This is a genomic window from Clostridium sp. CM036 (genome assembly GCF_055081135.1).
In genome coordinates, this window is record NZ_CM143652.1 from 148,306 (window position 1) to 173,587 (window position 25,282).

A 25,282-nucleotide genomic window follows, 5' to 3' on the forward strand; every position below is an offset into this window, starting at 1 on the left:
GGGTACTTATATGATTCAATTAAAAGCTGTGAATAAAAAATATAAACGCGAAAATATGGAGCAGGAGGTTCTAAAAAATATAGACATGGCAATCGAGGAAGGGGATTTTATTACTATAATGGGTCCTTCAGGAGGTGGAAAGTCTACACTTCTATATATTTTGTCAATGCTTGAAACTTCAAGCACTGGTGAAGTCTTTTTTGACAATAAGATTGTCAGTGGTAAGAAAGAAAAAGAAATAGAGGTATTAAGACGTAAAAATATCGGACTTATTTTTCAAAATTCTAATTTAATAACGGGTTTGACACCTTTAGAAAATTTATTGTTAGCTATGGATAGCAAAGAAGGTAAAAAAGAGAAAATAGAAAAATGTGAAGCTTTATTAAAAAAGGTAGGCTTGTTAGATAAGAAAAATGCTAAATCAACCTCACTTTCTGGTGGAGAAGCCCAAAGAGTAGCTGTAGTGAGAGCACTTGTTAACAGTCCTAGATTCATACTATGTGATGAACCTACAGGTGCTCTAGATTCTGAAAATGGTAAAAGGGTTATTGAACTTTTAATGAGGGTTAAAGCGGAAAGTGGTTGCTGCCTTGCTATAGTAACTCATGATGAAAGAATAGGCTCTTTGGGAGATAGAAAATTTTTCCTTGAGGATGGTGTTTTGAATGAACTGGCTTAAGATTTTTAAAATATACAATTTGCAAAATTTGAGAAAGGAAAAGTTGATTTTATTATTCACCATGATCTCTATATTGCTTACTATAACGTTATCCATTACTGCTCCTATTATTTCGGCAAATATAAATGAATACAATAAGAAAAGTATAAAGGAGGCTAACGGTGGGGATTTATTTATAAAGTCATTTTATGAATCTAAAGATTTTAATGAAGCAATAAGTATATTAAAAAAAGAGGGTTATAAGGTTACTTATAAAAAAACTACTCCTGCCTTTTTTCAAAACAGTAAAAGCAGTAAATTTTACGCTAATTTGATATTAGGTGAGCAGAACATTAAGAAGGATGAAATAATTTTGGATTCATCTATGGCAAAGAATCTTGCTGTTAAAATCGGAGATAAAATTAATATAAAAACTGATGGGGGAACAAAAGCCTATACTGTTAAAGAAATAGAAACAATTCCTAAAGGGGTAACTAATGATGAAACGATAATTGGTTACGGAAAAATAAGTGAAAGTGTCAGTGGCAGTGAGGGTAATTTAATTTATATCAAAGGAAATACTGATGGAGAAGAGTTGAAACAGCGTATAAAGTCTAAGGAAGATGGATATATGTATAGTTCAATAAAGGATAAAGAGCGAACGCTTAAAAGTGAGACAGATGTACAATTTGCTTCTTTTGGAATATTGACCACTATGGGGTATATACTATCTTCAATAGTAATAATAACGACCTCAATAATGCTCATAATAAGACGAAAAAGAGATATATCTATTATGAAGCTTTTATCCCTTAAAAATAAGGATATAAAAAATGCTCTAAGAATGGAATTATCTATTATAGTTTTATTGCCCGTAATCTTATCTGTTTTAACCACTATTTTAATATCCAATTTCATATTAAAAATGAATTATATTCCTCAAAGTATAGGTTTTATAGAAGAATTGCGGATATTTTCAAAAGGAATTATTATAAATACACTATTCTTCGAGATGTTTTCAAATATACCTTTATTAATAATAGATGATTTAAAAGGTTTATGGCTTCTAAGAGAAAATGAAGAAAAGAATGGGATAGTAAAAAAGCGTATATTTATCTACCTCATATTATTAATACCTGTAATGCTATTCGTATACTCGGTTTATATAGGAAGTTCTGTAAATTTTGCAACCTCATTAGGTATAATATGTATCATTTTAATATTTTTGATTGCAAGCGCAGTATTGATGAAGATTTTTTCTTCGATTCAATACAGAAGTCAATTATTAATGTATTCCTTTAAAAATATGAAGAAAAACTTTTTAACATTTATTTTGCTTACTGTAAGTTTTTCTATTACTCTAGTATTTATTATGATCACATTAAATCTAAACAACAATGTTAAAAATAGCATGAATAAATCTTTAGCTACAGCGCTGCCATATAACTATATTTTGCCTTCTAAAGAAAACTTAAATCTGGAAAGTGTTCTTACAAAAGAAAATGGGGTTGAAGGGTATATTAAAAATTATAATTCAACAGGTAAAGTCATAAACAATAATATTAAACTAAAATTAATTGCCTTTATAGAAATAAAAAAGGAAGATTACAAGCTGGAGTTTAAAATGGTGGAAGGTGAAAAACTTTTTGACGGAGAAGACGGGTGCTTGATTACTTCTGAGTACCAAAAGAAAAATAAGTTAAAGGTTGGAGATATACTTCACATATCTTATAAAGATAAAACAGTAAATATAAAAATAAAGGGCGTTTATGATAATTCAATTATAGATAGTATGTGCATTCTACTGCCTTATCGTGGATATAGCAATGATTCTAAATTTTACATTAAAGCTGACGGCACTAAATGGATGGATAAACTAGGGGACAGTCCTGTTATATCAATTGATATTCTAGGTAGCGCTATGTCAACATATATAGGGAAATTTCTTAATATATTCAAAGCACTTTCTTTTATGGTAGTGTTTGCATCATTAATTTTTAATATTAATCTTTTGAACATTACGTTTCTAGAAGAAAGAAAAGAAGAAACGGTAATAAGAGCTTTAGGCCTAGGAAAAGGGTTTATATCAAAAGTTTACATCTTTAAAGGAAGCATACTTATCATAGTGTCATGTGTTCTGTCTTATGGCTTCTATGTTTCGGTTTCAAAGTTGTTATTTAAGCTACTAGGAATTAATGCAGTATATTCTTTATGGGACTTGATTGTATTATTACTTTGTAGCCTAACTCTCACTGCGGCTACCTTCATCTATCCGTTTATCACTATGATAAAATATAATTCTTATGAGTTTTTAAGAGAGAACTAAAATGGTATAATTAAGAAAAAACTTAAAGATAGGTGGTAAAATGCAGAAAAATATATTAATTGTGGATGATGATTTAGACATAAGAGAAATGTTAGGTAATTATTTCTCTAGAGAAGGTTATGAAATTGATTGCGCCTGTGATGGAGAGGAAGGTTTAATAATTAGTAAAAATAAGGCCTTTTCCCTGATATTATTAGATATTATGATGCCTAAAATGGATGGTTATAAAATGTTAGCCAAAATGAGGGAGTTTTGTGATACCCCTGTAATTCTGTTAACTGCTAAAGGTGAACAAATGGACAAAATAAAGGGATTTACTAAGGGAGGCGATGACTATGTAGTTAAGCCCTTTGACTTTACAGAATTATCATTAAGAGTTCTTTCAATATTAAAAAGAACATCAGATAGTAATGTGGCTATAGATAGTATTTTAAAAATAAAGGACTTAGAAATAAATCTTTTAGAACATACAGTACAAAGATTTGGGGAAGAAATCATGTTAACCCCTAAGGAATTTGAGATTTTAAGCACCTTAGCTTCAAATAAGGGACGAGTATATTCAACCAAAGTGCTGTATGAGCAAATATGGAAGGATACATTTTTAGAAAATGATAACAGCGTTATTGTACACATGAGAAACCTTAGGGATAAATTAGGTGATAAGGTTAAAGTGGGTAAGTATATAAAAACTATTTGGGGAATGGGGTATAAAGTTGAAAGGGATTGTTAAGCTTAAGGGTGAGTTAGTTATTATAGCATTAATTGCTTTTGTGATTTCATTATTGAGTTCCGCAATGATAAAAAATATGGGAGTAGGAATTTATAATAAAAATCCTACACTTAGGATAAATAATATGTATTCTAAGTGTGTTAAGGGATTAGAGAAGGAACTGGAAAGCAGTAATCTTAGTAGTCATATAGAATTGGAGAAACTTATAAATAATAAATATGCATCTAACCTAGGGTACAGTTTCTATATAGTAGATAAAGTGGGTAATGTTATAGTTGGAAGTAACAAAGGAGTACAAGTCATAGATAAGAATGAGATTAAAGATGGCATGCGGGAATATTCTATTTTAAGAAAAGATGAAAACACTTTTAAAATATATGGCTGTGATTATTTAAAGGATGGATACTTCTTATATTACGTTTATCTTGGATATGGAAGTGCTGACACGATGATGTTGGTTTGGGCCTTAATAGGATTTGTAATAATCTTTTTTATATTAGTTTGGGGGAGGGTATCCTATATTTCAAAAATGAAATTCTCAGTGCAAATTATAGCCAAAGGGAACTTATCTCACAGAGTACCCATTCACTATAACAACGAATTAAGAGAGCTTGCAGAAGGTATTAACTTTATGGCATCTGAACTTGAAAAAGAAGATAGAAAAAGAAGCGAATTTCTCACCAATATTTCACATGATTTACGAACTCCTCTGACAACAATACTTGGATATATTGATATTCTTAAGAAGGACAAATACAATTCTAAGGAAGAGCTAAGTAAGTATATAAGCATCATAGAACGTAAGGGTGTATATCTTAGAACTATGCTGGAGGACTTTTTTCAATATTCAAAACTAACATCAAAGGATATAATATTAAATTTTGAAAACTTAGAGCTAAATGAATTGGGAAGACAGATATTCGAGGATGAAGCAAGTGGATTTGATGAGAACTCATTAAAACTAGAAGTGGAGCTATCAAAGGAGCCTGTTTACATAAATGGTGATCCTGATTTGATTGGTAGGGCAGTTAATAATATCATAAGTAATGCTTTAAAATACTCTAAAATAAATACTGTAGTGAAAATTAAAATTTTCAAAGAAGAACTAAATAGCATAAGCTATGGAGTTTTTTGCGTGAGTAATGTTCCTAGAGAGACAGTTTCAGAAGCAGAAGTGGATAGTTTTTTTGAAAGATTATATAAAAAGGACAAGTCTAGGCATGAGGAGGGTAGTGGTTTAGGGTTGTCTATTGTAAAGGATATTGTAAAGCTTCATGAAGGAATTATAAAAGGTTTTAAAGAAAAGGAAGAGGTAGTATTTAAATTATTTATAAAATAATAGCAAGTTAAAATTTCCGATTTATGTTAAAATCAATGATTTTATTGGGATTATTGATATAATACTATTAGGTCAGGTGACGCTATATATGTTTAAATGGAACTGAGAATATAATAAACTTTTTAATATAAACACATGGAGGAATTAAATGGAGAGAATTTTGATTGTGGAAGATGATAAAGATATTCGAGATATATTAAAAATCTATTTAAAAGCTGAATCTTTCGAAATATGGGAAGCTGAAAATGGTAAGAAAGCTTTTGAAGTTCTTGAAGATAAAGAGGTAGATTTAGTTGTTTTGGACTTAATGCTGCCAGATATAAGTGGGCTAAACATTTGTAAAAATATACGCACTAAATACAAATTTCCTATAATAATGCTCACTGCAAAAACAGCGGATCAAGATAAAATAATAGGTCTTACTTATGGTGCCGATGATTATATGATTAAGCCTTTTAATCCCTTGGAAGTTATGGCAAGGGTTAAAGCTCAGCTTAGGAGATACAAGCAGTATGGGGAAGGTACAAAGGAAGATGATAATACTATATATTATAAAGGGTTAATCTTAGATAAAAATAGTAGGCATGTTAATTTAAATGGCAAGGAACTAAAACTAACACCTACAGAATTTAACCTTATTGAAATATTACTACTAAACAAAGGACATGTTTTAAATGGAGAAAAGCTATTTCATTTGTTGAGGGAGGATGAGTATTATTCAAAATCAACAAATACAATAACAGTTCATATTCGAAACTTAAGAGAAAAAATGGATGAGTCTTTTGAACATCCGGAATATATTAAAACTGTTTGGGGGGTAGGCTATATCATTGAAGATTAAAAAATGGAAATGGAATTATTATATTTTAGCTTTTTTTATATTTATAGGATTAATGTTATTTATTGATTTAAAATTAGAAGGAACTGTGGCAGAATTTTTTGAAAGGCAAATATTATTTGATAGAGAAAAGGTATTGTTTGTTGGCATGGATCATACCAGGGGAACCTTTTATTGGCCACGACTTAGAGATATATTGAAGAATATGGTTATTGGAGGTTTTGTTCTTTTAGAGATGGTTGTTTACTTTACATCAAGATACTCACAAAATAAGCAGCGAAAAAAGATAATAACTCAGTTAGAGCAAAGAATATCTTTGCTCAGCAAGGGAGAGGTACCTGAAAAAGTTCAAGAACTAAAACTAATTGATTTTGAGATAAATGAAATTAGACATGAGAATGAACTTGTGAAGCAGGAGATATTAATGGAGATGAGCAAGAAAAATGACCTTGTAACCTATTTAGCACACGATTTAAAAACTCCATTAACAAGCATCGTTGGCTATCTTACAATTTTAGATGAATCTGAGGTACCAGAGGAGGTTCGTAAGGAGTATATAAAGAAACTTTTGGTAAAATCCTATAGAATGGAAGAGTTAACGAATCAGTTTTTTGATATTACTCGCTTTAGTCTTCAGGAAATCCCTTTGAATAAAAGTATACTAGATGCAGAGTTTTTCCTAGAACAGTTGACTGAGGAACTATATCCTTTACTTAAGGAGAAAAACTTAAAATTTAATATAAACCTTACTCCGAGTATTAAGATTTATGCCGACGGATCACTATTTGCCAGGGTGTTAAACAATTTATTAAAGAATGCTATAGCATATAGCCACAAGGATTCTGTCATAAAAATAAAGGCCGAAATGGGAAAATGTAGTATGCAATTGTTTGTAGAAAATGATGGTGACGTAATAAGTCAGCAGGAATTAAAACTTATATTTGAAAAGTTTTATCGAAGAGATCAGTCAAGAAGTCAATCAAACGGGGCAGGACTTGGTTTGGCTATTGCAAGAGAAATTGTACAAAAGCATCAGGGCTCTTTAGACGCGGAAAGTCAGGATGGACATACTGTGTTTATTATTACTCTACCCAATTCTTAATAAAATCTTTATAAATACTAAATAATTTATGAATAAACCTTTCTTTTATCCCAGTTATACTGAAGATAGAAGAAAGGTTTTTTATTGCTTTTGCTTTAAATAGGAGGAAAAAAATATGAAATTATTTGCTTATAATATTTCTAAGGAGTTTAAAGATTTAAAGGCTGTTGATAATATAAATCTTGAATTTACTCCAGGGATTTGGGGACTTTTAGGACCAAATGGTGCGGGGAAAACAACATTAATGAGAATGCTAGCTTCTAATACAACTCCAAGTAAGGGTAAAGTAATGTTAGACAATGTAAATATCGCCAGCCTTAAGGATTCGTATCTAGATAAAATAGGATATTTGCCTCAGCACTTTGGATATGATAAAAATCAATCTGTTGAAGATTTTCTTCATTATATTGGAACTTTAAAGGGGCTTAATAAAGAAATTAGAAATAAAAGAATCAGTGAATTATTAAATGAATTTAATTTATCAGAAGTTAGAAAGAAAAAGATTGATAAACTTTCCGGAGGTATGAAGCGTAGAGTTGGAATATGTCAAGCTATGTTAAATGATCCTGATATTTTAATTGTAGATGAACCAACTGCTGGTTTAGATATTGAGGAAAGAAACAAATTTCGTAAGTATTTAACTGCAATAAGCAAAGAAAAAATCATTATTGTATCTACACATATTGTTTCAGACATTGAATTTATTGCTAATTTCCTTGTGCTTATGGAAAAAGGTAAAGTAATTGCAGCAGGAGAAGCTCATTCTTTAATTGAAACACTTGATGGTAATGTGTTTGAGACTGTTATTGATGAAAATGAACTTTCACGGCTAGAAAATGAATATAAAATTATGAATTTTCGTAATGAATCTAGTGGGAAGGTTTCAATTCGTTATGTTGCAGATGTTCCATTAAAAAATAGTAAATTAGTTTCACCTTCTCTTAATGATTTTTACCTTTCAAAAGTTAAGGAGGTATAAAAATGGATGTGTTTTTTCAAGAGTTAAAAAGACAACTAAATTTTAAAAGGCTTCTAACATATGTTTTAATTGCAATTGCTTTGGCAGGATTATGGACATGGTTTATTGTAGGGGGAGCTACTGAAGACTTTTTGCAGCAAGGAGTTTACAAAGAATATAAAGGTAGATCAGCAATAGAAGCAGCAGGTAAGGATAGAGTAGGCACTGAAGGTAAAATGACTTTAGATAAATTTCAAAGTGGCTGTGATATTTTTCTAAAGTCATTAAAAGGTGATAATGACAGGGATGTAGTAATTACTAAAGACTTGTTGAAATATACTGTCTATGCTGACCAATTAATTCTCCAGGAGTTTCGCTTGAAAACTATGATAGGAGAATCAGCAAGTGACCTTTTGCATATTCCTAAGGATGCAGGAATGAATTTTTATGAAAATGAAGATTTATTCTATGGTAATTATATTGATAAAAATGCACTTAATAAAAATGAAAAGACCTTAGCGCTCTCTCTATTGGATAAAGTGAAAAAACCTTATACTTATTACACTGGATTTATGCAATGGAACGCTGGAATTGTGCATATTGCATTTTTCTCATTTGTACTTATGGTTATGTTAGGGGTTTTTTCAAGTTCCATAATAACCAATGATAAAGAAAATGGAATGGATGAAATTATAACTACTACAGCAAAAGGCAGGAAAAACCTCACTATAGCAAAAATTAGTATACCTTTAATTATGGCATCTATTATATATCTTTGTGGAGTTGGTCTTTATGTTTTGCTATTAAAGTACTTATTACCTGCTGATGCTTTAAATACTTCAATACAGGTTTCAAGTAGAAGTTTTCTTCCATATACTCAAGGTGACTTACTTAGAAATGTATTTATCATAGGCTGGATAGGAATTTTAATAGTGTCAAGCTTTTCTACTTGGATTTCATCTATATCTAAAAAATCCTCAAAAGCCATCCAATTCTCGATACTTACAATATTAGGTTCTTTTATTTTAGGCGTATCTATCACTAGTCACTCTAGAAATATGGATATAATTAAGATGATTATACCAGGAGGAATAGTATTTTCATATTTACAATCTACAGAATTTCCATTCATTACAATTTTAGGGAAGACTCTATGGATGCCATCCATTTTGCTCATAGCAAGCTCAATTATATTTTTACTTAGTACCATTTTTACAACACTTAACTATAGAAGGAGGTAAGGAGATGATATATCAAGAATTAAAGCGTCGCCTTTTTACAAGATATGTTTTCTTCTCAATAATAGGTCTACTTTTGCTTACATGTGTATTAAATATACGCACTATAGCAATAAATGAAAATCTACATGAAGTCATTAAAGAAGAGTCTGTATATGCTGGTGAAATGACTGAAGATAAATTATGGCTAGGTCTAGAAAAAGTGCGGGACGAAAGGTCAGATGAAATAAAATATAACCCACTCATAGATTTTATAAGTCGGTTAGTTTATTCTTATCCCAGAATACTATACACTGAAGATAAACTAACCGAATTTCCTGATTGTTATGCCAAAAATTTTTATGCGTGTTGGGGAAAAAAATCTACTGCACTTATAGAAAAAATACCTAAAAAAAATCAAGCAAAAGCATTGGAAGAACTAGATAAGGTGAAAACACCTTTTTATCAATATGAAGGCTATTATCTTTGGACTGAAAGCTTTAATATTCTTAAGATTCTTTATCTAATAATTATATTTATGGTAACATTTTTTGCGGCATCCACCTATTCTGATAGCATGGAAGACGGTAGTATGGAAATTATGCATGCAACAGTTTTTGGCAAAAGGATGATGGGCATTCGCCTTCTTCCTGTTATGATATATGGTTTGCTTTTAACTTTGGCAGCAACACTTTGCAGCGTATTAATTTTAGGTTCAGCTACTGGACTTCAGACTTTAAAGAGTAGTTTAAAGGTATTTGCATTATTTTCTATAGGTAACGCTACATTAGGAAGTGGAATACTCTTAATGTTTGTAAGTGAACTTTTAGGGGTGCTATCGTTAACAACTATTATGGGATGGATATCCTACAAAATAGCAAGTACAAACCTTGCTACATCAATAGGAATAGGAATAAATATTTTCTATATCATCATGGCTTTATTTATTAAGGTTCCGTGGAAATTTTCCCAATTTATCTTAAATGCATTGCCACTGGCATCATCACAAATTATAAATGAAGTGTCTGGATTTCAGTTTGACATGGGGATTTGGAGACCATATGCAGTTATGGTAAGTATGATTTTGGTGTTTATTGCATTCGGTATGTTGCTTAGTCATGCAGTTTGCAGAGAGGAAATATAATTAAATCATTTTAGAAAATCTTATATGATATAATTACTCATAGGCACACGCCTACAACCAACAATGAAAGTTGATTTTAATCCTAATGATTTTACGCAAACTATTTGATATAATATAAGTAATTATAAGAGAATAGGAGATAGTTTATGTTTTTGATGATAGACAACTATGATTCATTTGTATACAACCTAGTTAGATACTTTGAAGAGCTAGGTGAGGAAATATTAGTATATAGAAACGATAAAATTTCCTTTGAGGATATTGAGAAAATTAAACCCGAAGGAATAATCATTTCACCTGGTCCAAAATCTCCTGAATATGCAGGTAAATGCATGGAAATAGTAGAAAACTTTAAAGGTAGCATACCTATTTTGGGAATATGTTTAGGTCATCAGATTATTGGTAAGGTGTTTGGTGCTAAAATTATTAAGGGAAATGAACCAGTGCATGGGAAAGTATTTGAAATAAAGCATAGTGGAAAATATGTGTTTAAGAATATCGTGAGTCCAATGAAGGTTACAAGATACCATTCATTAGTAATAGAGAGAGAATCTCTACCAGAGGTATTAGAAATAACTAGTGAAACTGAGGATGGAGTTATAATGGGAATAAGACATAAGCATTATATTATTGAAGGTGTACAATTTCACCCTGAAGCAGAGTTAACTGAATATGGACACGAGATTCTTAAAAATTTTATCGATGAAGTTAGAATTAAAAATAATGTTATTAAAGGCTAAGGAGAAAAAATGGAACTACTAATTGAAAAAGTTCACACAAAACTGGATGGGTTTGAAATATATTCACTATTTAAAGAAGATTTAAATACTATATTATTGGATAGTGCTAGAGACGAGAAAACGTTGGGAAGATATTCTTTTATAGGGATTAACTGCTTTTTAACCTTTAAAAGTAAAAATGGTACGTGCTATAAGGGCGAAGAAGTATATATAGGGGATACATTTGAAGAGTTAAATAAAATTATTGAAGAATACGCTATAGAAAATAATACTGGGCTGCCTTTTGTATCTGGCGGTATAGGATACTTTTCCTACGACCTGGCTAGGGAAGTTGAAGAGCTACCCAATATAGCAAAGGATGATGTAGATATACCTCACTGCTATTATAATTTTTATGATAACATTATAATTTTAGATAATTTTAAGAAAAGTATTTATATATCTGCGCTAGGAATACTTAAATCTCAGAAAGACAGTATTGAAGGTATTAGGCAGCGTATACAAAAGGGCAATAAAATTGTATATGAAAAAGTAGGAGTTATAAAGAATAAATTTACGTCGGACTTTGAAAAGAACAATTATATAAATACTGTATCAAAGGTAAGAGCTTATATAAAAAGTGGAGATATATATATCACGAATTTAACTCAAAGATTTAGTTGTAACACTCGTAAAAGCGCATATGAAATATATAAAGATCTAAGAAATATAAATCCAGCTCCTTTTGCTGCATTTATGAATTTTGAAAATTTTAATATAATATGTTCTTCTCCAGAAAGATTTTTGCGGATTAGAAATAGAATGGTAGAAACTAGACCTATAAAAGGAACTATGCCAAGAGGGATGGATGCAGGGGAAGATCTTAAAAATAAAACCATACTTATAAATAGCGAAAAAGATAAGTCTGAACTTCTAATGGTGGTGGATTTAGAGCGAAATGATTTAAGTAAAGTCTGTAAGCCGAGTTCAGTTAAAGTAACGGAACTTTTTAAATTAGAGGAGTACAGTACAGTATTTCATTTAGTATCTACAGTAGTAGGTGAATTAAAAGAGCCGGTAAGCTCACTAGAATGCATTAAAGCTTGTTTTCCAGGAGGGTCCATAACAGGAGCACCTAAAATACGCTCCATGGAAATTATTGAGGAATTAGAGCCTGTGCGTAGAAACATATATACGGGCGCGCTTGGATATTTAGGGTTTGACGGAAATGTAGATTTGAATATAATTATTAGAACGATCTTAATAAAAGACAATAAAGCCTATTTTGGTGTAGGTGGTGGAATAACGTGGGATTCCAATGAAGAATGTGAATATGATGAGACCTTAGATAAAGCAAAAGCGTTAATGCGAGTCTTATAGGCTGGTGAATAAAGTTGTAAACTAAATTATAGAATTTGCCACGTGTCACATGGGTGGAACCTAAGGGGGTATTATGATATTTGTAAATGGTGAATTAAGTGTGGATAAGATATCCTTAGATAGTGGGTTTTCATTTGGAAGGGGAGCATTTGAGACTATATTAGTTAAAGAAAAACCATTATTTCTAGCTGAGCATATAGAAAGGTTAAATAGAGGGCTTAACACACTAAACGTAAATAAAAAAATTACTGAAACAGAAATTTATGCTGCTACTCAAAAACTCAATTGTAAAAACTGCGTGCTCAAAATTATGGTATCTGAGAAAAACACTATAATTACTAAAAGAGAAATGGCCTATAAACAAAGTGATTATGATGAAGGGTTTGCATTAGGATTAAGTGAGGTTAGGCGAAATGCGCATTCAAATTTAACATATGTGAAATCCTTCAACTACATTGAAAACATAATTGAACGAGATAAAATTATAGATAAAGGGTACAATGAAGCACTATTTCTAAACACAGAGGGATTTATAAGTGAGGGAGCTGTAAGCAATATATTTTTCATCAAGAATGGAATTATATTTACACCAAAGATTAAATGTGGGTTATTACCGGGTATAGTACGAGATTTTATTATTCGAAATTTGTTGCCTATAGGATTTATTGTACAAGAAGGCGAGTTTACATTAGAAGAATTAATGAAAGCTGAGGGTGTTTTTATAACTAATAGTATTATGGGTATAATGAAGGTGAATAAGATCGAAGATAAAGTTGTGAATGAAAGCACAGTTGTATCTGAAATAAAAAGGTATTATGATAGATATGTAGAAAATCATAAGGAATAAGGCTACCCTAAATCAGTTGGAATAGAAAAAGAACAACCAATAGTAGCATTAACAAGTGAGAGCATTGGGATAGATGTCGGAATAAAAGACCTTGCTATATGTTCCAATGGAATGACATTTAAAAATATTAACAAAACAAAAAGTGTAAAAAACATGAAAAAAGGCTACGTAGATTACAACGTAGGGTATCTTGCAAATACCTAAAAATAAAGAATGGAGTAAGTTTGTCAAAACAAGTAATGTTATAAAAATCGAAAAGCAGATTAAATTACTTCATAGAAAAATAACTAATATAAGAAGTAATCATAATCACCAAGCAACGAATATGATAGTGAAAACCAAGCCTTCAAGAGTTGTTATGGAAACACTTAATATAAAAGGAATGATGAAAAATAGACATTTATCAAAAGCCTGTAGTGAGTGTGGTCATATAAAGCCAAAACTTTCATTATCAGTTAGAACATATATCTGCGAGGAATGTGGCTGTGTTATAGATAGAGATTATAATGCAAGTATCAATCTAAGTAGATATGAATTAGTAGTTTAATAGCATCGCAGATGATAATTAATCACTTAAACGATACTACTAATATGTACCATGCGTTGTATGGGAATTTAAGCCCTTGGAGTGTTATATAAACCAAAGTAGCATATCTGAAAAGATTGCAAAATCGGACACGTTGAACAGGGAATTAAACAATATTTATAGATTTATATAGATTTTTGGCAACGGTGGAAATTATAGATAATAATTTAATGAATGATAAAATAAATCTTATTATAGAAAACTATAGCTTTGTGTATAATTTAAGGAAGATAGAAAACTTCGAAGAACATAGAGACTTTTGCCTGCATGATATGCAGCATTTTTTAGACGTGGCACGACTTATGTACATAATGAGTTTAGAAAAGCATTTGAATATACCAAAACACATAATTTATACAACTGCACTTTTGCATGATATAGGTCGGGGAGAAGAATATGAAAATGGAACACCTCATGATATTGCTAGCCAGGAAATTGCTAAAAACATATTAAAGCAGTGCAAATATAGTGCTAAGGAAATAGATGAGATTCTAGAGGCTATAGGAAAACATAGAAGCAATACTGAAAATTTAAATAGTTTAAGTGATGTATTATATAAGTGTGACAAGCTTTCAAGAAATTGTTTTAATTGCGAAGCTATTGATGGCTGTAAATGGCCAGTAGAGAAGAGGAATTTGAAGGTAACATACTAGGAATACAGTTGAGAGTGAATGAGATTATGAGGAGGAAGTTTATGGAAATAGGAAACCGAAATTTTGAAATAGGAAAAAGAACTTACATAATGGGGATTTTAAATGTAACTCCTGATTCCTTTTCTGATGGCGGAAAATTTAGGGATATTAGCTCAGCAATAAATCATGCGAAAAAAATGGTTGCTGACGGGGCAGATATTATTGATATTGGTGGCGAATCCACAAGACCTGGACATGACCCCGTAAGTGAAGAAGAAGAAATTAAAAGGGTAGTACCTATTATAGAGGCTTTAAAGAAGGAAATAAGCGTCCCAATTTCTGTGGACACATATAAAGGCAGAGTTGCAGAGCTTGCAGTAAAGGCAGGGGCAGCAATGATTAATGATGTATGGGGGTTTAAGAAGGACGCATATATTGCAAGCGTTGCTGCTAAGTATAATGTGCCTTGTTGTTTAATGCACAATAGAGATAATAAAAATTATACTAACTTAGTTTGTGATATAATTAATGATTTGGAAGAAAGTATCCAAATTGCACTAAAAGCAGGAGTTAAAAAAGAAAATATTATTTTGGATCCAGGCATTGGTTTTGCAAAAAGTTATGAAGATAATTTAAAAACTATGAATAGCCTGGAAAAGCTAAATAGTTTAGGGTATCCTGTACTTCTAGGAACCTCAAGAAAATCCATGATAGGGTTTGCACTAGACTTACCTGCAAGTGATAGGCTTGAGGGAACACTTGCAACTACAACTATTGGAATAATGAAGGGCTGCGAATTTATAAGGGTACACGATGTATTAGAGAATAAAAGGGTTTGCGTTATGACAGATGCTATATGTAGAAGCTAAGAAAACACCCTTATTTATAAAGGAGACAATACTATGGACAAAATGTATATAAAAGATTTAGAGGTTTACGGACACCATGGTGTCTTTAAGGAAGAAAAAACCTTAGGACAACGTTTTTTAATTTCATTGGAGCTTTTCCTTAGTTTAAGAGAGGCAGGCATCACTGATGATTTAACTAGGACGGTTCATTATGGTGAGCTTTGTCAATTGGTTGAGGAAGAATTTAATAAGGAAAGTTATGATTTAATAGAGAAAGCTACAGAAAAATTAGCTGAATTTATACTCTTAAAATATGATTTAGTTCAAAGAGTAAAGGTTAAAATAAAAAAACCTTGGGCGCCTATTGGAAAACCACTTCAATATGCAGCGGTAGAAATAGATAGAAAATGGCATACAGCGTATATTGGTATAGGTGGAAATATGGGGGACAAAGAGAAAAATGTGAAAGAATCATTAGAGCTTATAAACAATTCTTATCATACCCAAATAACAAAAACATCAAAATTTTATGAAACTAAGCCAGTAGGATATCTAGAGCAAGATGATTTCTTAAATTGTGCTATTGAAATAAAAACACTTTTAAATCCATTAGAGCTTGTAAGATTCCTGCTATCTATAGAAAAAGAATTAAAAAGGGAGAGAGTTATAAGATGGGGTCCTAGAACAGTAGATTTGGATGTACTACTGTATGATGATATTATTAGTTCTTTAGATGAAATAATATTGCCTCATCCAAGAATGCAGGAAAGAATGTTTGTTTTAGAGCCACTGTGTGATATAGCACCTTATGTTATGCATCCAATTTTAAATAAATCTATAATTGAAATCAAGGCATCCTTAAAGGAATAACCGGATAAAAAAACAAATACCTTATTTAGGTATAAGGTATTTGCATAATCCATAAAGATTATAGGCTTTGTACATTTTACTTGTATCAATGTAATCCATTTTGTAGGAGCCATCCCAGGGATATATGGAAATGAATTTTTCGTTATAGACATTTATCATATATTTATTTTTGCTGAAGGTTAAAAATATCTTATATATTGGTTTATCTGGTAAGTTCGCTGGCTTATCTATGAAACTATCATTATTTAATGAATTAAAAAACTTGGTGAATGAAGATAAATCCTCATTGGAAAAATCTTTCTTCTTATAAAAATTCATATATAGAGCATAATGCTCAGTAGGCTTTTCTAGAGATAAATCTTTCATTAATAACTTGGTATAGTAAAAATTGTTTGGTTTACTTTTTATAAAAATGCTTTTATCAAAATTGTATCTACAGCCGAAGAGACTTAAAGAAAAAAACACACAAATTACGAGTAAAACACATTTGCTTTTATTAATACTCAAATAACCACATCCTTTAACGACAGTTCAGAAGGGAAGTCTCCCATTTCTATAAGTGAGAGTTCCATACTATAGTAAAAATAAAACTTCAGTGGGAGTATAAATCGCCTTCTGAAGTCGTAAATGCAGCTCCGCAGGAGATGATTTAACGACAGTTCAGCTCCCTAGGAGATAAGTTAACCTCCTTTAAATAAAATATGTTGATTAATTATCTTTTAGTACACAAAATAGTAATGTTTGGATATTTTAATATTTATATGGTGACGAAAAAAATTAAAAAGGGTTCGTTAAATATATTGATTTCAAAAGAACTCATATATATATAATTATCTAAAGGCTTTAAGAAATCAAAACAAAAATGAAAGAACCACCTGAAGCCAGGTGGTTTTTTCATTTTTGTTCCATATAACATCTTATTATTTCTTGTAGGATCGAGGTTTTATTATACTGTCCAATTTTCCGACAGTTGGTTTAAGGCGATTCCACTTATACTCAATAATATACTCTTCATTTACATTGATCAGAGCATATTCATTTTTAGTGCATCTAAAGGGGGGGGTAGTTCACTATCATCTTAAATTATGTAATTAATTATATTATAAAATTATTCGTAGCTAATATTAACTCTTAAGAGGGGTTATGGGGTTTGTAATTAAGAAATCAATAAATGCCTTTGAAGCGTTGGATAGATAACGATCTTTTTTCCAAACGAGAGCAATTTTTATGGGAATAGCAGTACTAAATGGAACTTTTGTTATATTTTCATTATCTTCAACAATTTCCTTTAGTAAAAAAGAAATGCCAACCCCATTGGTAATAAGGCCCTTGATGGTTTCTAATTGGGTGGATGATAAAATAACATTAGGCTGAATATTGCATTCATTAAAAGATTCTAATATCTTTTGTCTGATGTAGAAGCCTTCTTTTAGTAGGATAATAGGTTCGTTCTTAATATCTTTAAATGTAATGGTTGGTTGTTTGCTTAAAGGGTGTTCCTTTTTTAAGCAAACGAAGAGCTCACTATTTAAAATGGGAAGGGAAGCTAGGGACTTATCGGAGGAATCGATGATAATCAGACCTAAATCAAGGTCTCCATTTTCTACCATTTGTTTTGTTGTAAGGGACCCATATTCCGAAATATTGAGTTTAATATTTGGATGTGATTTTTGGAAGTCAATAAATACTTTTGGAAATATAAAAGTACTGATCAGTGGAGGGATACCTATTGTCAGGATCACATTTTTAAGATCCTGGCAATCCTTCATTTCTGCAACGGCATTGGTTACTTGTCTTAAAATATCATCTACTCTTTTTAAGAAGATTTTGCCTTCGTCTGTGAGGGAAAGCTGTTTTTTAGAGCGGTCAAAGAGCACAATGGACAGTTCCTTTTCTAGATTTTTGATAGAATTGGTAATAGAAGGCTGAGTTACATAAAGTTTTTTGGCAGCTTGTGTAATATTATTTAATTGACATACCATTTGAAAATACTCTAACTGTCTTAATTCCATAACATATCCCCCTAATTATAAGTTTTAACTATTATATCATAGTTAAATGATAGTTTTAATTTATAACAACGTGTGTTATAGTTTTAACAAGGATTTAAATAAAATAACATAAATGTTAAAAAGAGAAAAGCAGTACTTCTTTTTAATAAATGTAAAAATATTAACATGATTAAAGGGATAAAATACTGTAATCGTTTTAAATTCACAACGTATATTCCACTCTTTTATAAGCTTAGACCATTATATCATAGTTTAATGGTTTTTTTAATTTAGAATAACATTTGTTATAGCTTTATCAATAAATTAAATAAACACCACTGTTTTTTTAAAATCATAAATGTTAAAAAGATAAATGCCATATTATTCTATTAATAAGTGTTGAAATATTAACAAAGTCGAAGGGAGGTGTAAATCTAGACTTGTTCGTTTGTTTAAAGTCTAGATGAATAAATATGAAGTATAGTTATTATCCAGGTTGTACGTTAAAGACGAAAGCTCAGGAATTAGAAAAGTTTGCACTGGATGCTGCAAACGTTTTGGGGTTTGAGTTAGAAGAGCAAAAGGAGTGGCAGTGTTGTGGTGCTGTATATCCCATGGCCACTGATGAAATAGCTACTAAATTATCCTCAGTAAGAAGCCTAGCAGGAGCACGGGACAAAGGTGAAAAACTAGTTACTTTATGTGCAGCATGCCATCACGTGATTAAAAGGGTCAATGAAGATATGAGGACCAAAGATGACATAAGAACAAAGGTTAACAATTACTTGGAGCTAACAGAAGCATACGCGGGAGAGACGGAAGTCCTTCACTATCTTGAGGTGCTCAGGGATGAAATAGGATTTGATGAACTCGCTAAAAAAGTAACAAATCCTCTTACTAACCGTAAAATTGGTGCATATTATGGATGCTTGCTACTTCGTCCCAGTGGAACAATGAATTTTGATGATCCAGAAAACCCTTCTATTATAGAAGATTTTATAAAAGCCATTGGTGCAACTCCTGTAATATATCCTTATAGAACGGAGTGTTGTGGAGGGTATCTTTGTTTAGATCAAAAGGATCTTGTAAATAAGATGACAAATACTATAATTCAATCAGCTGTAAAAAATGATGTAGAAGAAATTGTTACTGCATGCCCACTTTGTAAATATAATCTAGAAATTAGTAATGATGGGGCCAAAAATAAACTATCTATCAGCTATTTCACGGAGCTTTTAGCAGAAGCGTTAGGTGTCAAATAAGATAGGAGGGGATAGTGCAATGAAAAGAGTGAAAATATATTCTGACAAAAAATTAAAAGAGTTAGATCAAATTTCTCAAATTAGTGGGCAGAGGATACAAGATTGCATCCAATGTGGGAAATGTTCAGCAAGTTGTCCTGCAAGTGAAGGTATGGATATCCTGCCTCATCAGGTCATAAGATTACTTCAGACAGGAGAATTAGACAAGGTTACAGAGAGTAAAACCATTTGGTCTTGTGCATCATGTTTTACATGTTCCCAGCGTTGTCCTAGGAATATAGATATTGCAAACGTTTTAGAGGCAGTTAGGCTTATAATCCTTAGACGTACAGGAGAAAACAGAATAAAAGCTGAAGAGGTCTTTGGAAAAATAGATGATAAAATGCCCCAGCAGGCAATTGTAAGTGCATTTAGAAAGTATAATAAATAATTTTTACAAAAAAATAATGATACTGTTATTTTAAAGGAGGAATCAAATTGCAGAAAATTGGAGTTTTTGTTTGTTGGTGTGGAAGCAATATAGCAGCTACCGTGGACATTGATAAAGTTATAAAAGAAGCTGAAAAAATGCCTGGAGTTGTATATGCTAAAGACTATCAATATATGTGTTCCGAAGTAGGCCAGAATTTGATTAAGAATGCGATAAAAGAGCAAAAATTAGATCGAGTTGTGGTAGCATCATGTTCTCCTAGAATGCATGAGGCAACATTTCGAAAAGCGGCAAAGGCAGCGGGATTAAATCCTTATTTATTAGAAGTTGCAAATATTCGCGAACATTGTTCTTGGATTCATAAAGATAAAGAGATAGCAACCCCGAAGGCCATAGCGCTTGTTAGGGCTGCAGTGGCTAAAGCAACATTAAATAGCGAACTTGTACCAGGTGAAATAGATGTAACGAAAAGGGCACTTATTATTGGTGGAGGAATTGCAGGAATCCAAACGGCTCTTGATATTGCTGAGGCTGGTTATCAAGTGGATATCATTGAGAAGTCACCAAGCATTGGTGGGAAAATGTCTCAGCTAGATAAAACATTCCCTACATTGGATTGTTCTGCCTGTATTTTAACACCGAAAATGGTAGATGCGGCGTCTCATCCAAATATAAACATATACACCTACAGTGAGCTAGAGTCAGTTAAGGGATATGTGGGAAACTTTGAAGCAACCATTAACCAAAAAACACGAAGTGTAGATATGGACAAGTGTACTGGTTGTGGCGTTTGTGCTGAAAAATGTCCTTCAAAAAAAGCTAAAAATGAATTTAATGAAGGCTTAAATAACAGAGGAGCTATTTATATGCCTTTTGCTCAGGCTGTGCCAAACGTACCTGTTATAGATAGAGAACAGTGTATCAAGTTTAAAACAGGGAAATGTGGACTTTGCGAAAAAGTATGTACAGCGGGTGCCATTGATTTTTCTCAGGAAGATACTAAAATGACAAAACAATATGGGGCTATAGTGGTATGCACAGGTTATGATCTTATAGGTTTAGATAAATTTGGAGAATATCAGTATGGTGAGCACCCTGATGTAATTACATCTCTTGAATTTGAGAGATTAACAAATGCTGCAGGGCCAACAGCAGGCCATCTTGTGTGTCCATCGAATCATAGAGTGCCTAAAAAAGTAGTGTTTATACAATGTGTGGGATCAAGGGACAAATCTTCTAGGGGTAAACCTTATTGTTCTAAAATTTGTTGTATGTATACAGCAAAACATGCAATGTTACTCAAGGATCATTATCCCGATATGGAAGCCTATGTTTTTTATATTGATGTTCGTACACCAGGGAAAAACTTTGAAGAGTTCCAGCGAAGAGCTGTTGAAGAATATGGTGTTCATTATATTAAAGGTATGGTTGGTAAAGTTTTTCCAAATGGAGAGAATCTTCAAGTTAATGCTATTGATGCTTCGACTGGAGAAACAGTTCAAATTGATGCAGATTTAGTAGTGCTCGCAGCGGCGACTAAGGCCAAAGACGATGCAACTACAATTAAAAGGATATTAGGTATAAGTACAGATACAAATAATTTCTTTACAGAGGCTCATCCAAAACTTCGTCCAGTGGAAACTCATTCTGCAGGAATATATTTAGCGGGAGCATGCCAAGGACCAAAAGATATCCCAGAAACGGTGGCACAAGCTAGTGCTGCAGCAGCAAAGGTAATTGGGGTATTAAGTAAGGATAAATTGGTTAACAATCCTTGTGTTTCAGAAGTAGATGAATCAATTTGTAGTGGATGCCTTGCGTGTACTAAAATATGTCCATATGATGCAATTTCATCAAGTACAATTGAAGTTAAAGAGAACGGGAAAACAATTACAAAAATAGTTGCAAAGGTAAATGAAGCACTTTGCCAAGGTTGTGGTGGATGCACAGTAGCTTGTCGCCCTGGTGCCATTGATCTTAAAGGATTTACAAATAAACAGATTTTAGCGGAGGTGGATGCCATATGTCGATAGAAGCCGAAAAAATCGAGGGAATAGATGAAAATAAATTTGAACCCTTAATTGTAGCCTTTTGTTGTAACTGGTGTAGTTATGCAGGAGCAGATTTAGCAGGAACAAGCAGATTAGCATATCCTGCCAATGTTAAAATTATTCGGGTTCCATGCTCATGCAGAGTAAGTGAAAACTTCATACTCAGAGCATTCCAACATGGAGCTGACGGCGTAGTAATTGCCGGTTGTCATCCAGGGGATTGTCATTATACAAGTGGAAACTATCATACAAGACGACGTTTTTCAGTTTTGACAAATTTACTTGTATTTATGGGAATAGAAAAAGAACGTTTTAGAGTGGATTGGATTTCAGCAGCAGAGGGACAAAAATTTTCAAGCGTTATGAATGATGTATTAGAGAAAGTTCATAAACTTGGTCCTAATAGAAAGTTGAGGGATGAAAGATGGATAAGATAACTGAAAAAATAAGAGCGACCGCAAAACTTGCCCTAGAAAATGGGGAAGTAGAAAAAATTATAGGATGGGAAAAGGGAGATACCTTTGATGATTCCTATCCCGTATTTATTACAGAAGCGGGTAAAGTAGATTCTTTAATATGGGACTGCTTCTGTGTTAATAACCTAAGTAAATATTTACTTAAGGAATTAAAGGACAATAAAAAAGTAGGTATATTTTTAAAAGGATGCGATTCTCTTGGATTTAACCAACTGATAAATGATAACAGAATAGACCGCGCGAAGGTTGTGGTCTATGGAGTAAGTTGCTCTGGTATGATTGATCCAGAAAAAGTAAAAAAAGGAGGGTTAAATAAAGGCATTCTAAGCGTGAAAAGATCTGGGGATGAAATTATATTTGTGAAAAATGATGGTGAAAAGAAGGTTTCAGCAAGTGAATTTGAATATGACAAATGCATTAAATGTAGACAGCCGAATCCTGTAGTATATGACCAGTTGATGTCGGACTTTGTAGGGAGAGAAGTGGATCCACTAGAACGATTTAAAGATGTGGAAAAACTTGAATCCCTAACAGATAAGCAGCGATCTGATTTTTGGGCTGCTCAATTTTCAAAATGCATAAGATGTAATGCTTGTCGTAATATATGTCCTGCATGTAATTGTGTAAAATGTATTTTTGACAATGATAAGGCAGACGTATCAGGTAAAGCAAAATTAGATAGTGAAGAGCAGTTTTATCATATTATTAGGGCTTATCACGTTGGTGGTCGTTGTGTGGACTGTGGAGAATGTAGCAGAGTATGTCCAGCAAATATCCCACTTCACCTATTAAATAGTAAAATTATGAAAGATATAAATGAACTTTACGGTGAATATGATGCAGGGGTAGATCCATCTAAACAAGCCCCAATCGGAATGTATAAACTGGATGATAGTGATTCCTTTACATCGCATGGAGGTGGGAAAAAATGATGAAGAAAATATTAAAGAATCAGTTTTCGCAGCTTTTTAGTATGATTGATAAATCCTATGAATTGTTTTTGCCTATTGAAGTGGATGGAGATGTAAACTTCAACCTGTGGAAACAAGGAGATACGGTGAATGTAGAAAAACTGAAAACTAATATTTCACCAAAAAGTTTTATTTTCCCCCAAAGTGAAACCTACTTAAAGTTTAAAAGAGATGGAAAGAAACTTGAACTAGAAAATGTAGGAGGAAAGAAAGAGGACTATGTACTATTTGGTGTGAGACATTGTGATGCAGCGAGCTTTAAGCTACTTGACAATGTATTCCTCGTTGATCCTGTAGATGCTTTATACGAGGAAAGACGAGAAAAAGGAACCATCGTTTCTATGGCCTGTTTTGATCCAGAGGAAACTTGCTTTTGTAGTTCATTTGGAATAGAACCACAGACAGCTTCTAAAGAAGTAGATGTTAACACATGGGATATGGGAGATAGCATACTTTGGAATCCACAAACATCAAAAGGTGAAAACTTAACGGAGAAATTAAAGGACATTTTAGAAGATGCAACGGAGCAGGATATAAGTGAATTAAAGGCATTGAAAGAGGCTACAAAAGTGAAAGTTAAAAATCTTCCTTTAGCAAATATAGACCCTAAAAAAATAACGGGAGAGCTTAAGGAGTTATTTGAATCTAAAATTTGGGGAGAACTTAGTGAACGTTGTTTAGGTTGTGGTTCATGTACTTATGTATGTCCTACTTGTCATTGTTACGATATTGGTGACTTTAAGGGTGATACATCTGGAGAAAGATTCCGTTGCTGGGATTCATGTATGTTTTCGGACTTTACCCTGATGGCTCATGGAAATATCAGAAAAACGCAAAAGGAAAGGTTCAGACAGCGGTTTATGCATAAGCTTGTTTATTATCCAAATAAACAAAATGGTGTATACGCTTGCGTTGGATGTGGAAGGTGCATAGAAAAATGTCCAGTTCATTTGGATATTGTTAAAGTAATTAAAAAGTTAGGTGGTGGACAAAATGAGCTGCAATTGTAATGTACATGAACATAAACATGTAAATCCTTTAATGCCAGAACTAGCTGAAATAGTGGACATTAGGGAAGAAACACACGATGTAACTACATTTAGGGTTACAAAACCTGGTGGTGGAAAATCATTTGAACATATGCCAGGTCAATGTGCGATGATTTCGGTTCCTCCACTTGGAGAAGCGATTTTCTCAATCACTTCTTCTCCAACAGAAAAGGGTTATATGGAGTTTAGTGTAAAAAGATGTGGAGTAGTTACAGAATATCTACATGGTTTGGAAGTTGGGAGTGAAATAGGTATTAGAGGACCATATGGAAATAATTTCCCGGTAGAGGATGAGCTAAAAGGAAAAGATCTTCTTTTCATCGGTGGGGGTATAGGACTAGCACCCATTCGTTCCGTTATAAACTATGTAATGGATAATCGAGACGATTATGGAAAGGTAGATATTTTATATGGAGCAAGAACGCCTGGAGATCTTGTCCAGACAAAAGACATCTTTGAAAATTGGCCATCAAGGTCTAATACAGACGTTTATTTGACGGTTGATCGAGAAGTCGAGGGATGGGAAGGACATGTAGGATTTGTTCCCAGTTATATTAAAGAGATTGGATTTAGCACAAATAAAGTGGCTTTGGTATGTGGACCGCCTATTATGATTAAATTTGTTCTTCAAACGCTTGAAGAAATGGGATTTAAGAAGGATCAGGTATACACCACATTGGAATTAAAGATGAAATGTGGCGTAGGGAAATGCGGACGTTGTAACATCGGAGATAAATATGTGTGTAAAGATGGTCCTGTATTTAGATGCGATGAAATAGATCAACTTCCCGATGAATATTAATGTAAACACTAAAACAGTTTAACCCATTAGATATTAGGTATAAACAAAGGAGGCAT

The 25,282-nt window shown here is 32.4% G+C and carries 24 protein-coding genes and 1 pseudogene; 23 read left to right on the forward strand and 2 right to left on the reverse strand.

Going from position 1 to position 25,282, the window contains the following annotated elements; genetic code table 11:
* Positions 1 to 10 precede the first annotated feature (10 nt).
* From ACWJKE_RS00590 to folK, 16 genes and pseudogenes are all read left to right on the forward strand, one after another.
* On the forward strand, positions 11 to 679 hold the full coding sequence (locus tag ACWJKE_RS00590) for an ABC transporter ATP-binding protein (RefSeq protein ID WP_462959093.1): 669 nt from the start codon (positions 11 to 13) through the stop codon (positions 677 to 679).
* A complete protein-coding gene (locus ACWJKE_RS00595; protein WP_462959094.1) occupies positions 666 to 2,984 on the forward strand; it encodes an ABC transporter permease in 2,319 nt (772 codons plus the stop codon). Before ACWJKE_RS00590 ends, ACWJKE_RS00595 begins: the two co-directional genes overlap by 14 nt.
* A 40-nt stretch (positions 2,985 to 3,024) precedes the next feature.
* Positions 3,025 to 3,714, forward strand: coding sequence for a response regulator transcription factor (locus tag ACWJKE_RS00600; RefSeq protein ID WP_462959095.1), 690 nt, complete (start codon positions 3,025 to 3,027; stop codon positions 3,712 to 3,714).
* Complete coding sequence (locus ACWJKE_RS00605; protein ID WP_253198051.1) at positions 3,698 to 5,053, forward strand: HAMP domain-containing sensor histidine kinase; 1,356 nt, start codon at positions 3,698 to 3,700, stop codon at positions 5,051 to 5,053. Before ACWJKE_RS00600 ends, ACWJKE_RS00605 begins: the two co-directional genes overlap by 17 nt.
* A 148-nt stretch (positions 5,054 to 5,201) precedes the next feature.
* Positions 5,202 to 5,894: a response regulator transcription factor gene (locus ACWJKE_RS00610; RefSeq protein WP_216301741.1), complete on the forward strand. Its 693-nt coding sequence runs from the start codon at positions 5,202 to 5,204 to the stop codon at positions 5,892 to 5,894.
* Positions 5,884 to 6,993 carry a sensor histidine kinase gene (locus tag ACWJKE_RS00615; RefSeq protein ID WP_216301742.1) on the forward strand — a complete coding sequence of 370 codons (1,110 nt, stop codon included), beginning with the start codon at positions 5,884 to 5,886 and terminating at the stop codon, positions 6,991 to 6,993. The genes ACWJKE_RS00610 and ACWJKE_RS00615 overlap by 11 nt, the downstream gene beginning before the upstream one ends.
* Positions 6,994 to 7,108: 115 nt before the next feature.
* Positions 7,109 to 7,972: an ABC transporter ATP-binding protein gene (locus ACWJKE_RS00620; protein ID WP_216301743.1), complete on the forward strand. Its 864-nt coding sequence runs from the start codon at positions 7,109 to 7,111 to the stop codon at positions 7,970 to 7,972.
* Between the two features lie 2 nt (positions 7,973 to 7,974).
* On the forward strand, positions 7,975 to 9,192 hold the full coding sequence (locus ACWJKE_RS00625) for a hypothetical protein (protein ID WP_216301744.1): 1,218 nt from the start codon (positions 7,975 to 7,977) through the stop codon (positions 9,190 to 9,192).
* Between the two features lie 4 nt (positions 9,193 to 9,196).
* Entirely contained in the window at positions 9,197 to 10,312 is a 1,116-nt protein-coding gene (locus ACWJKE_RS00630; protein ID WP_462959096.1) for a hypothetical protein, read from the forward strand.
* Between the two features lie 146 nt (positions 10,313 to 10,458).
* Entirely contained in the window at positions 10,459 to 11,052 is a 594-nt protein-coding gene (locus ACWJKE_RS00635; RefSeq protein WP_216301746.1) for an anthranilate synthase component II, read from the forward strand.
* A 9-nt stretch (positions 11,053 to 11,061) separates the two neighbouring features.
* Positions 11,062 to 12,411 carry an aminodeoxychorismate synthase component I gene (gene pabB, locus ACWJKE_RS00640; protein ID WP_216301747.1) on the forward strand — a complete coding sequence of 450 codons (1,350 nt, stop codon included), beginning with the start codon at positions 11,062 to 11,064 and terminating at the stop codon, positions 12,409 to 12,411.
* A 73-nt stretch (positions 12,412 to 12,484) separates the two neighbouring features.
* Positions 12,485 to 13,258 carry an aminotransferase class IV gene (locus tag ACWJKE_RS00645; protein WP_216301748.1) on the forward strand — a complete coding sequence of 258 codons (774 nt, stop codon included), beginning with the start codon at positions 12,485 to 12,487 and terminating at the stop codon, positions 13,256 to 13,258.
* Positions 13,259 to 13,270: 12 nt separating this feature from the next.
* Positions 13,271 to 13,805 (forward strand): annotated as a pseudogene (locus ACWJKE_RS00650) (RNA-guided endonuclease InsQ/TnpB family protein); the annotation flags it as partial.
* Positions 13,806 to 13,990: 185 nt separating this feature from the next.
* On the forward strand, positions 13,991 to 14,497 hold the full coding sequence (locus tag ACWJKE_RS00655) for an HD domain-containing protein (RefSeq protein WP_268064223.1): 507 nt from the start codon (positions 13,991 to 13,993) through the stop codon (positions 14,495 to 14,497).
* Positions 14,498 to 14,538: 41 nt separating this feature from the next.
* Complete coding sequence (gene folP / locus ACWJKE_RS00660) at positions 14,539 to 15,345, forward strand: dihydropteroate synthase (RefSeq protein WP_220320161.1); 807 nt, start codon at positions 14,539 to 14,541, stop codon at positions 15,343 to 15,345.
* Between the two features lie 33 nt (positions 15,346 to 15,378).
* The gene (folK, locus tag ACWJKE_RS00665; protein WP_220285984.1) at positions 15,379 to 16,194 is read left to right on the forward strand and encodes a 2-amino-4-hydroxy-6-hydroxymethyldihydropteridine diphosphokinase; all 816 of its coding nucleotides are present in this window, start codon (positions 15,379 to 15,381) and stop codon (positions 16,192 to 16,194) included.
* Positions 16,195 to 16,215: 21 nt separating this feature from the next.
* Here the strand turns inward: folK and ACWJKE_RS00670 are convergent, their stop codons facing one another.
* Both ACWJKE_RS00670 and ACWJKE_RS00675 read right to left on the reverse strand, forming a co-directional pair.
* The gene (locus ACWJKE_RS00670) at positions 16,216 to 16,701 is read right to left on the reverse strand and encodes a DUF4883 family protein (RefSeq protein WP_462952884.1); all 486 of its coding nucleotides are present in this window, start codon (positions 16,699 to 16,701) and stop codon (positions 16,216 to 16,218) included.
* Between the two features lie 617 nt (positions 16,702 to 17,318).
* Positions 17,319 to 18,206, reverse strand: coding sequence for a LysR family transcriptional regulator (locus ACWJKE_RS00675; protein WP_165412853.1), 888 nt, complete (start codon positions 18,204 to 18,206; stop codon positions 17,319 to 17,321).
* A gap of 452 nt (positions 18,207 to 18,658) precedes the next feature.
* On the opposite strand from ACWJKE_RS00675, the gene ACWJKE_RS00680 reads away from it, so the two are divergent.
* The 7 genes from ACWJKE_RS00680 to ACWJKE_RS00710 are packed head-to-tail and all read left to right on the forward strand — an operon-like array spanning position 18,659 to position 25,226.
* Positions 18,659 to 19,447 (forward strand): CoB--CoM heterodisulfide reductase iron-sulfur subunit B family protein, encoded by a 789-nt coding sequence (locus tag ACWJKE_RS00680; protein WP_216301751.1) that lies wholly within the window; start codon positions 18,659 to 18,661, stop codon positions 19,445 to 19,447.
* 19 nt (positions 19,448 to 19,466) lie between these two features.
* Complete coding sequence (locus tag ACWJKE_RS00685) at positions 19,467 to 19,877, forward strand: 4Fe-4S dicluster domain-containing protein (RefSeq protein WP_216301752.1); 411 nt, start codon at positions 19,467 to 19,469, stop codon at positions 19,875 to 19,877.
* Between the two features lie 47 nt (positions 19,878 to 19,924).
* Positions 19,925 to 21,910 (forward strand): CoB--CoM heterodisulfide reductase iron-sulfur subunit A family protein, encoded by a 1,986-nt coding sequence (locus tag ACWJKE_RS00690; protein WP_220285982.1) that lies wholly within the window; start codon positions 19,925 to 19,927, stop codon positions 21,908 to 21,910.
* A complete protein-coding gene (locus ACWJKE_RS00695) occupies positions 21,901 to 22,365 on the forward strand; it encodes a hydrogenase iron-sulfur subunit (protein ID WP_165412857.1) in 465 nt (154 codons plus the stop codon). Before ACWJKE_RS00690 ends, ACWJKE_RS00695 begins: the two co-directional genes overlap by 10 nt.
* Positions 22,353 to 23,336: a 4Fe-4S dicluster domain-containing protein gene (locus ACWJKE_RS00700; protein WP_220285981.1), complete on the forward strand. Its 984-nt coding sequence runs from the start codon at positions 22,353 to 22,355 to the stop codon at positions 23,334 to 23,336. Before ACWJKE_RS00695 ends, ACWJKE_RS00700 begins: the two co-directional genes overlap by 13 nt.
* Complete coding sequence (locus ACWJKE_RS00705) at positions 23,333 to 24,385, forward strand: 4Fe-4S dicluster domain-containing protein (RefSeq protein ID WP_253198054.1); 1,053 nt, start codon at positions 23,333 to 23,335, stop codon at positions 24,383 to 24,385. The genes ACWJKE_RS00700 and ACWJKE_RS00705 overlap by 4 nt, the downstream gene beginning before the upstream one ends.
* Positions 24,369 to 25,226 carry an FAD/NAD(P)-binding protein gene (locus tag ACWJKE_RS00710; protein WP_220285980.1) on the forward strand — a complete coding sequence of 286 codons (858 nt, stop codon included), beginning with the start codon at positions 24,369 to 24,371 and terminating at the stop codon, positions 25,224 to 25,226. The genes ACWJKE_RS00705 and ACWJKE_RS00710 overlap by 17 nt, the downstream gene beginning before the upstream one ends.
* Positions 25,227 to 25,282: the final 56 nt, after the last annotated feature.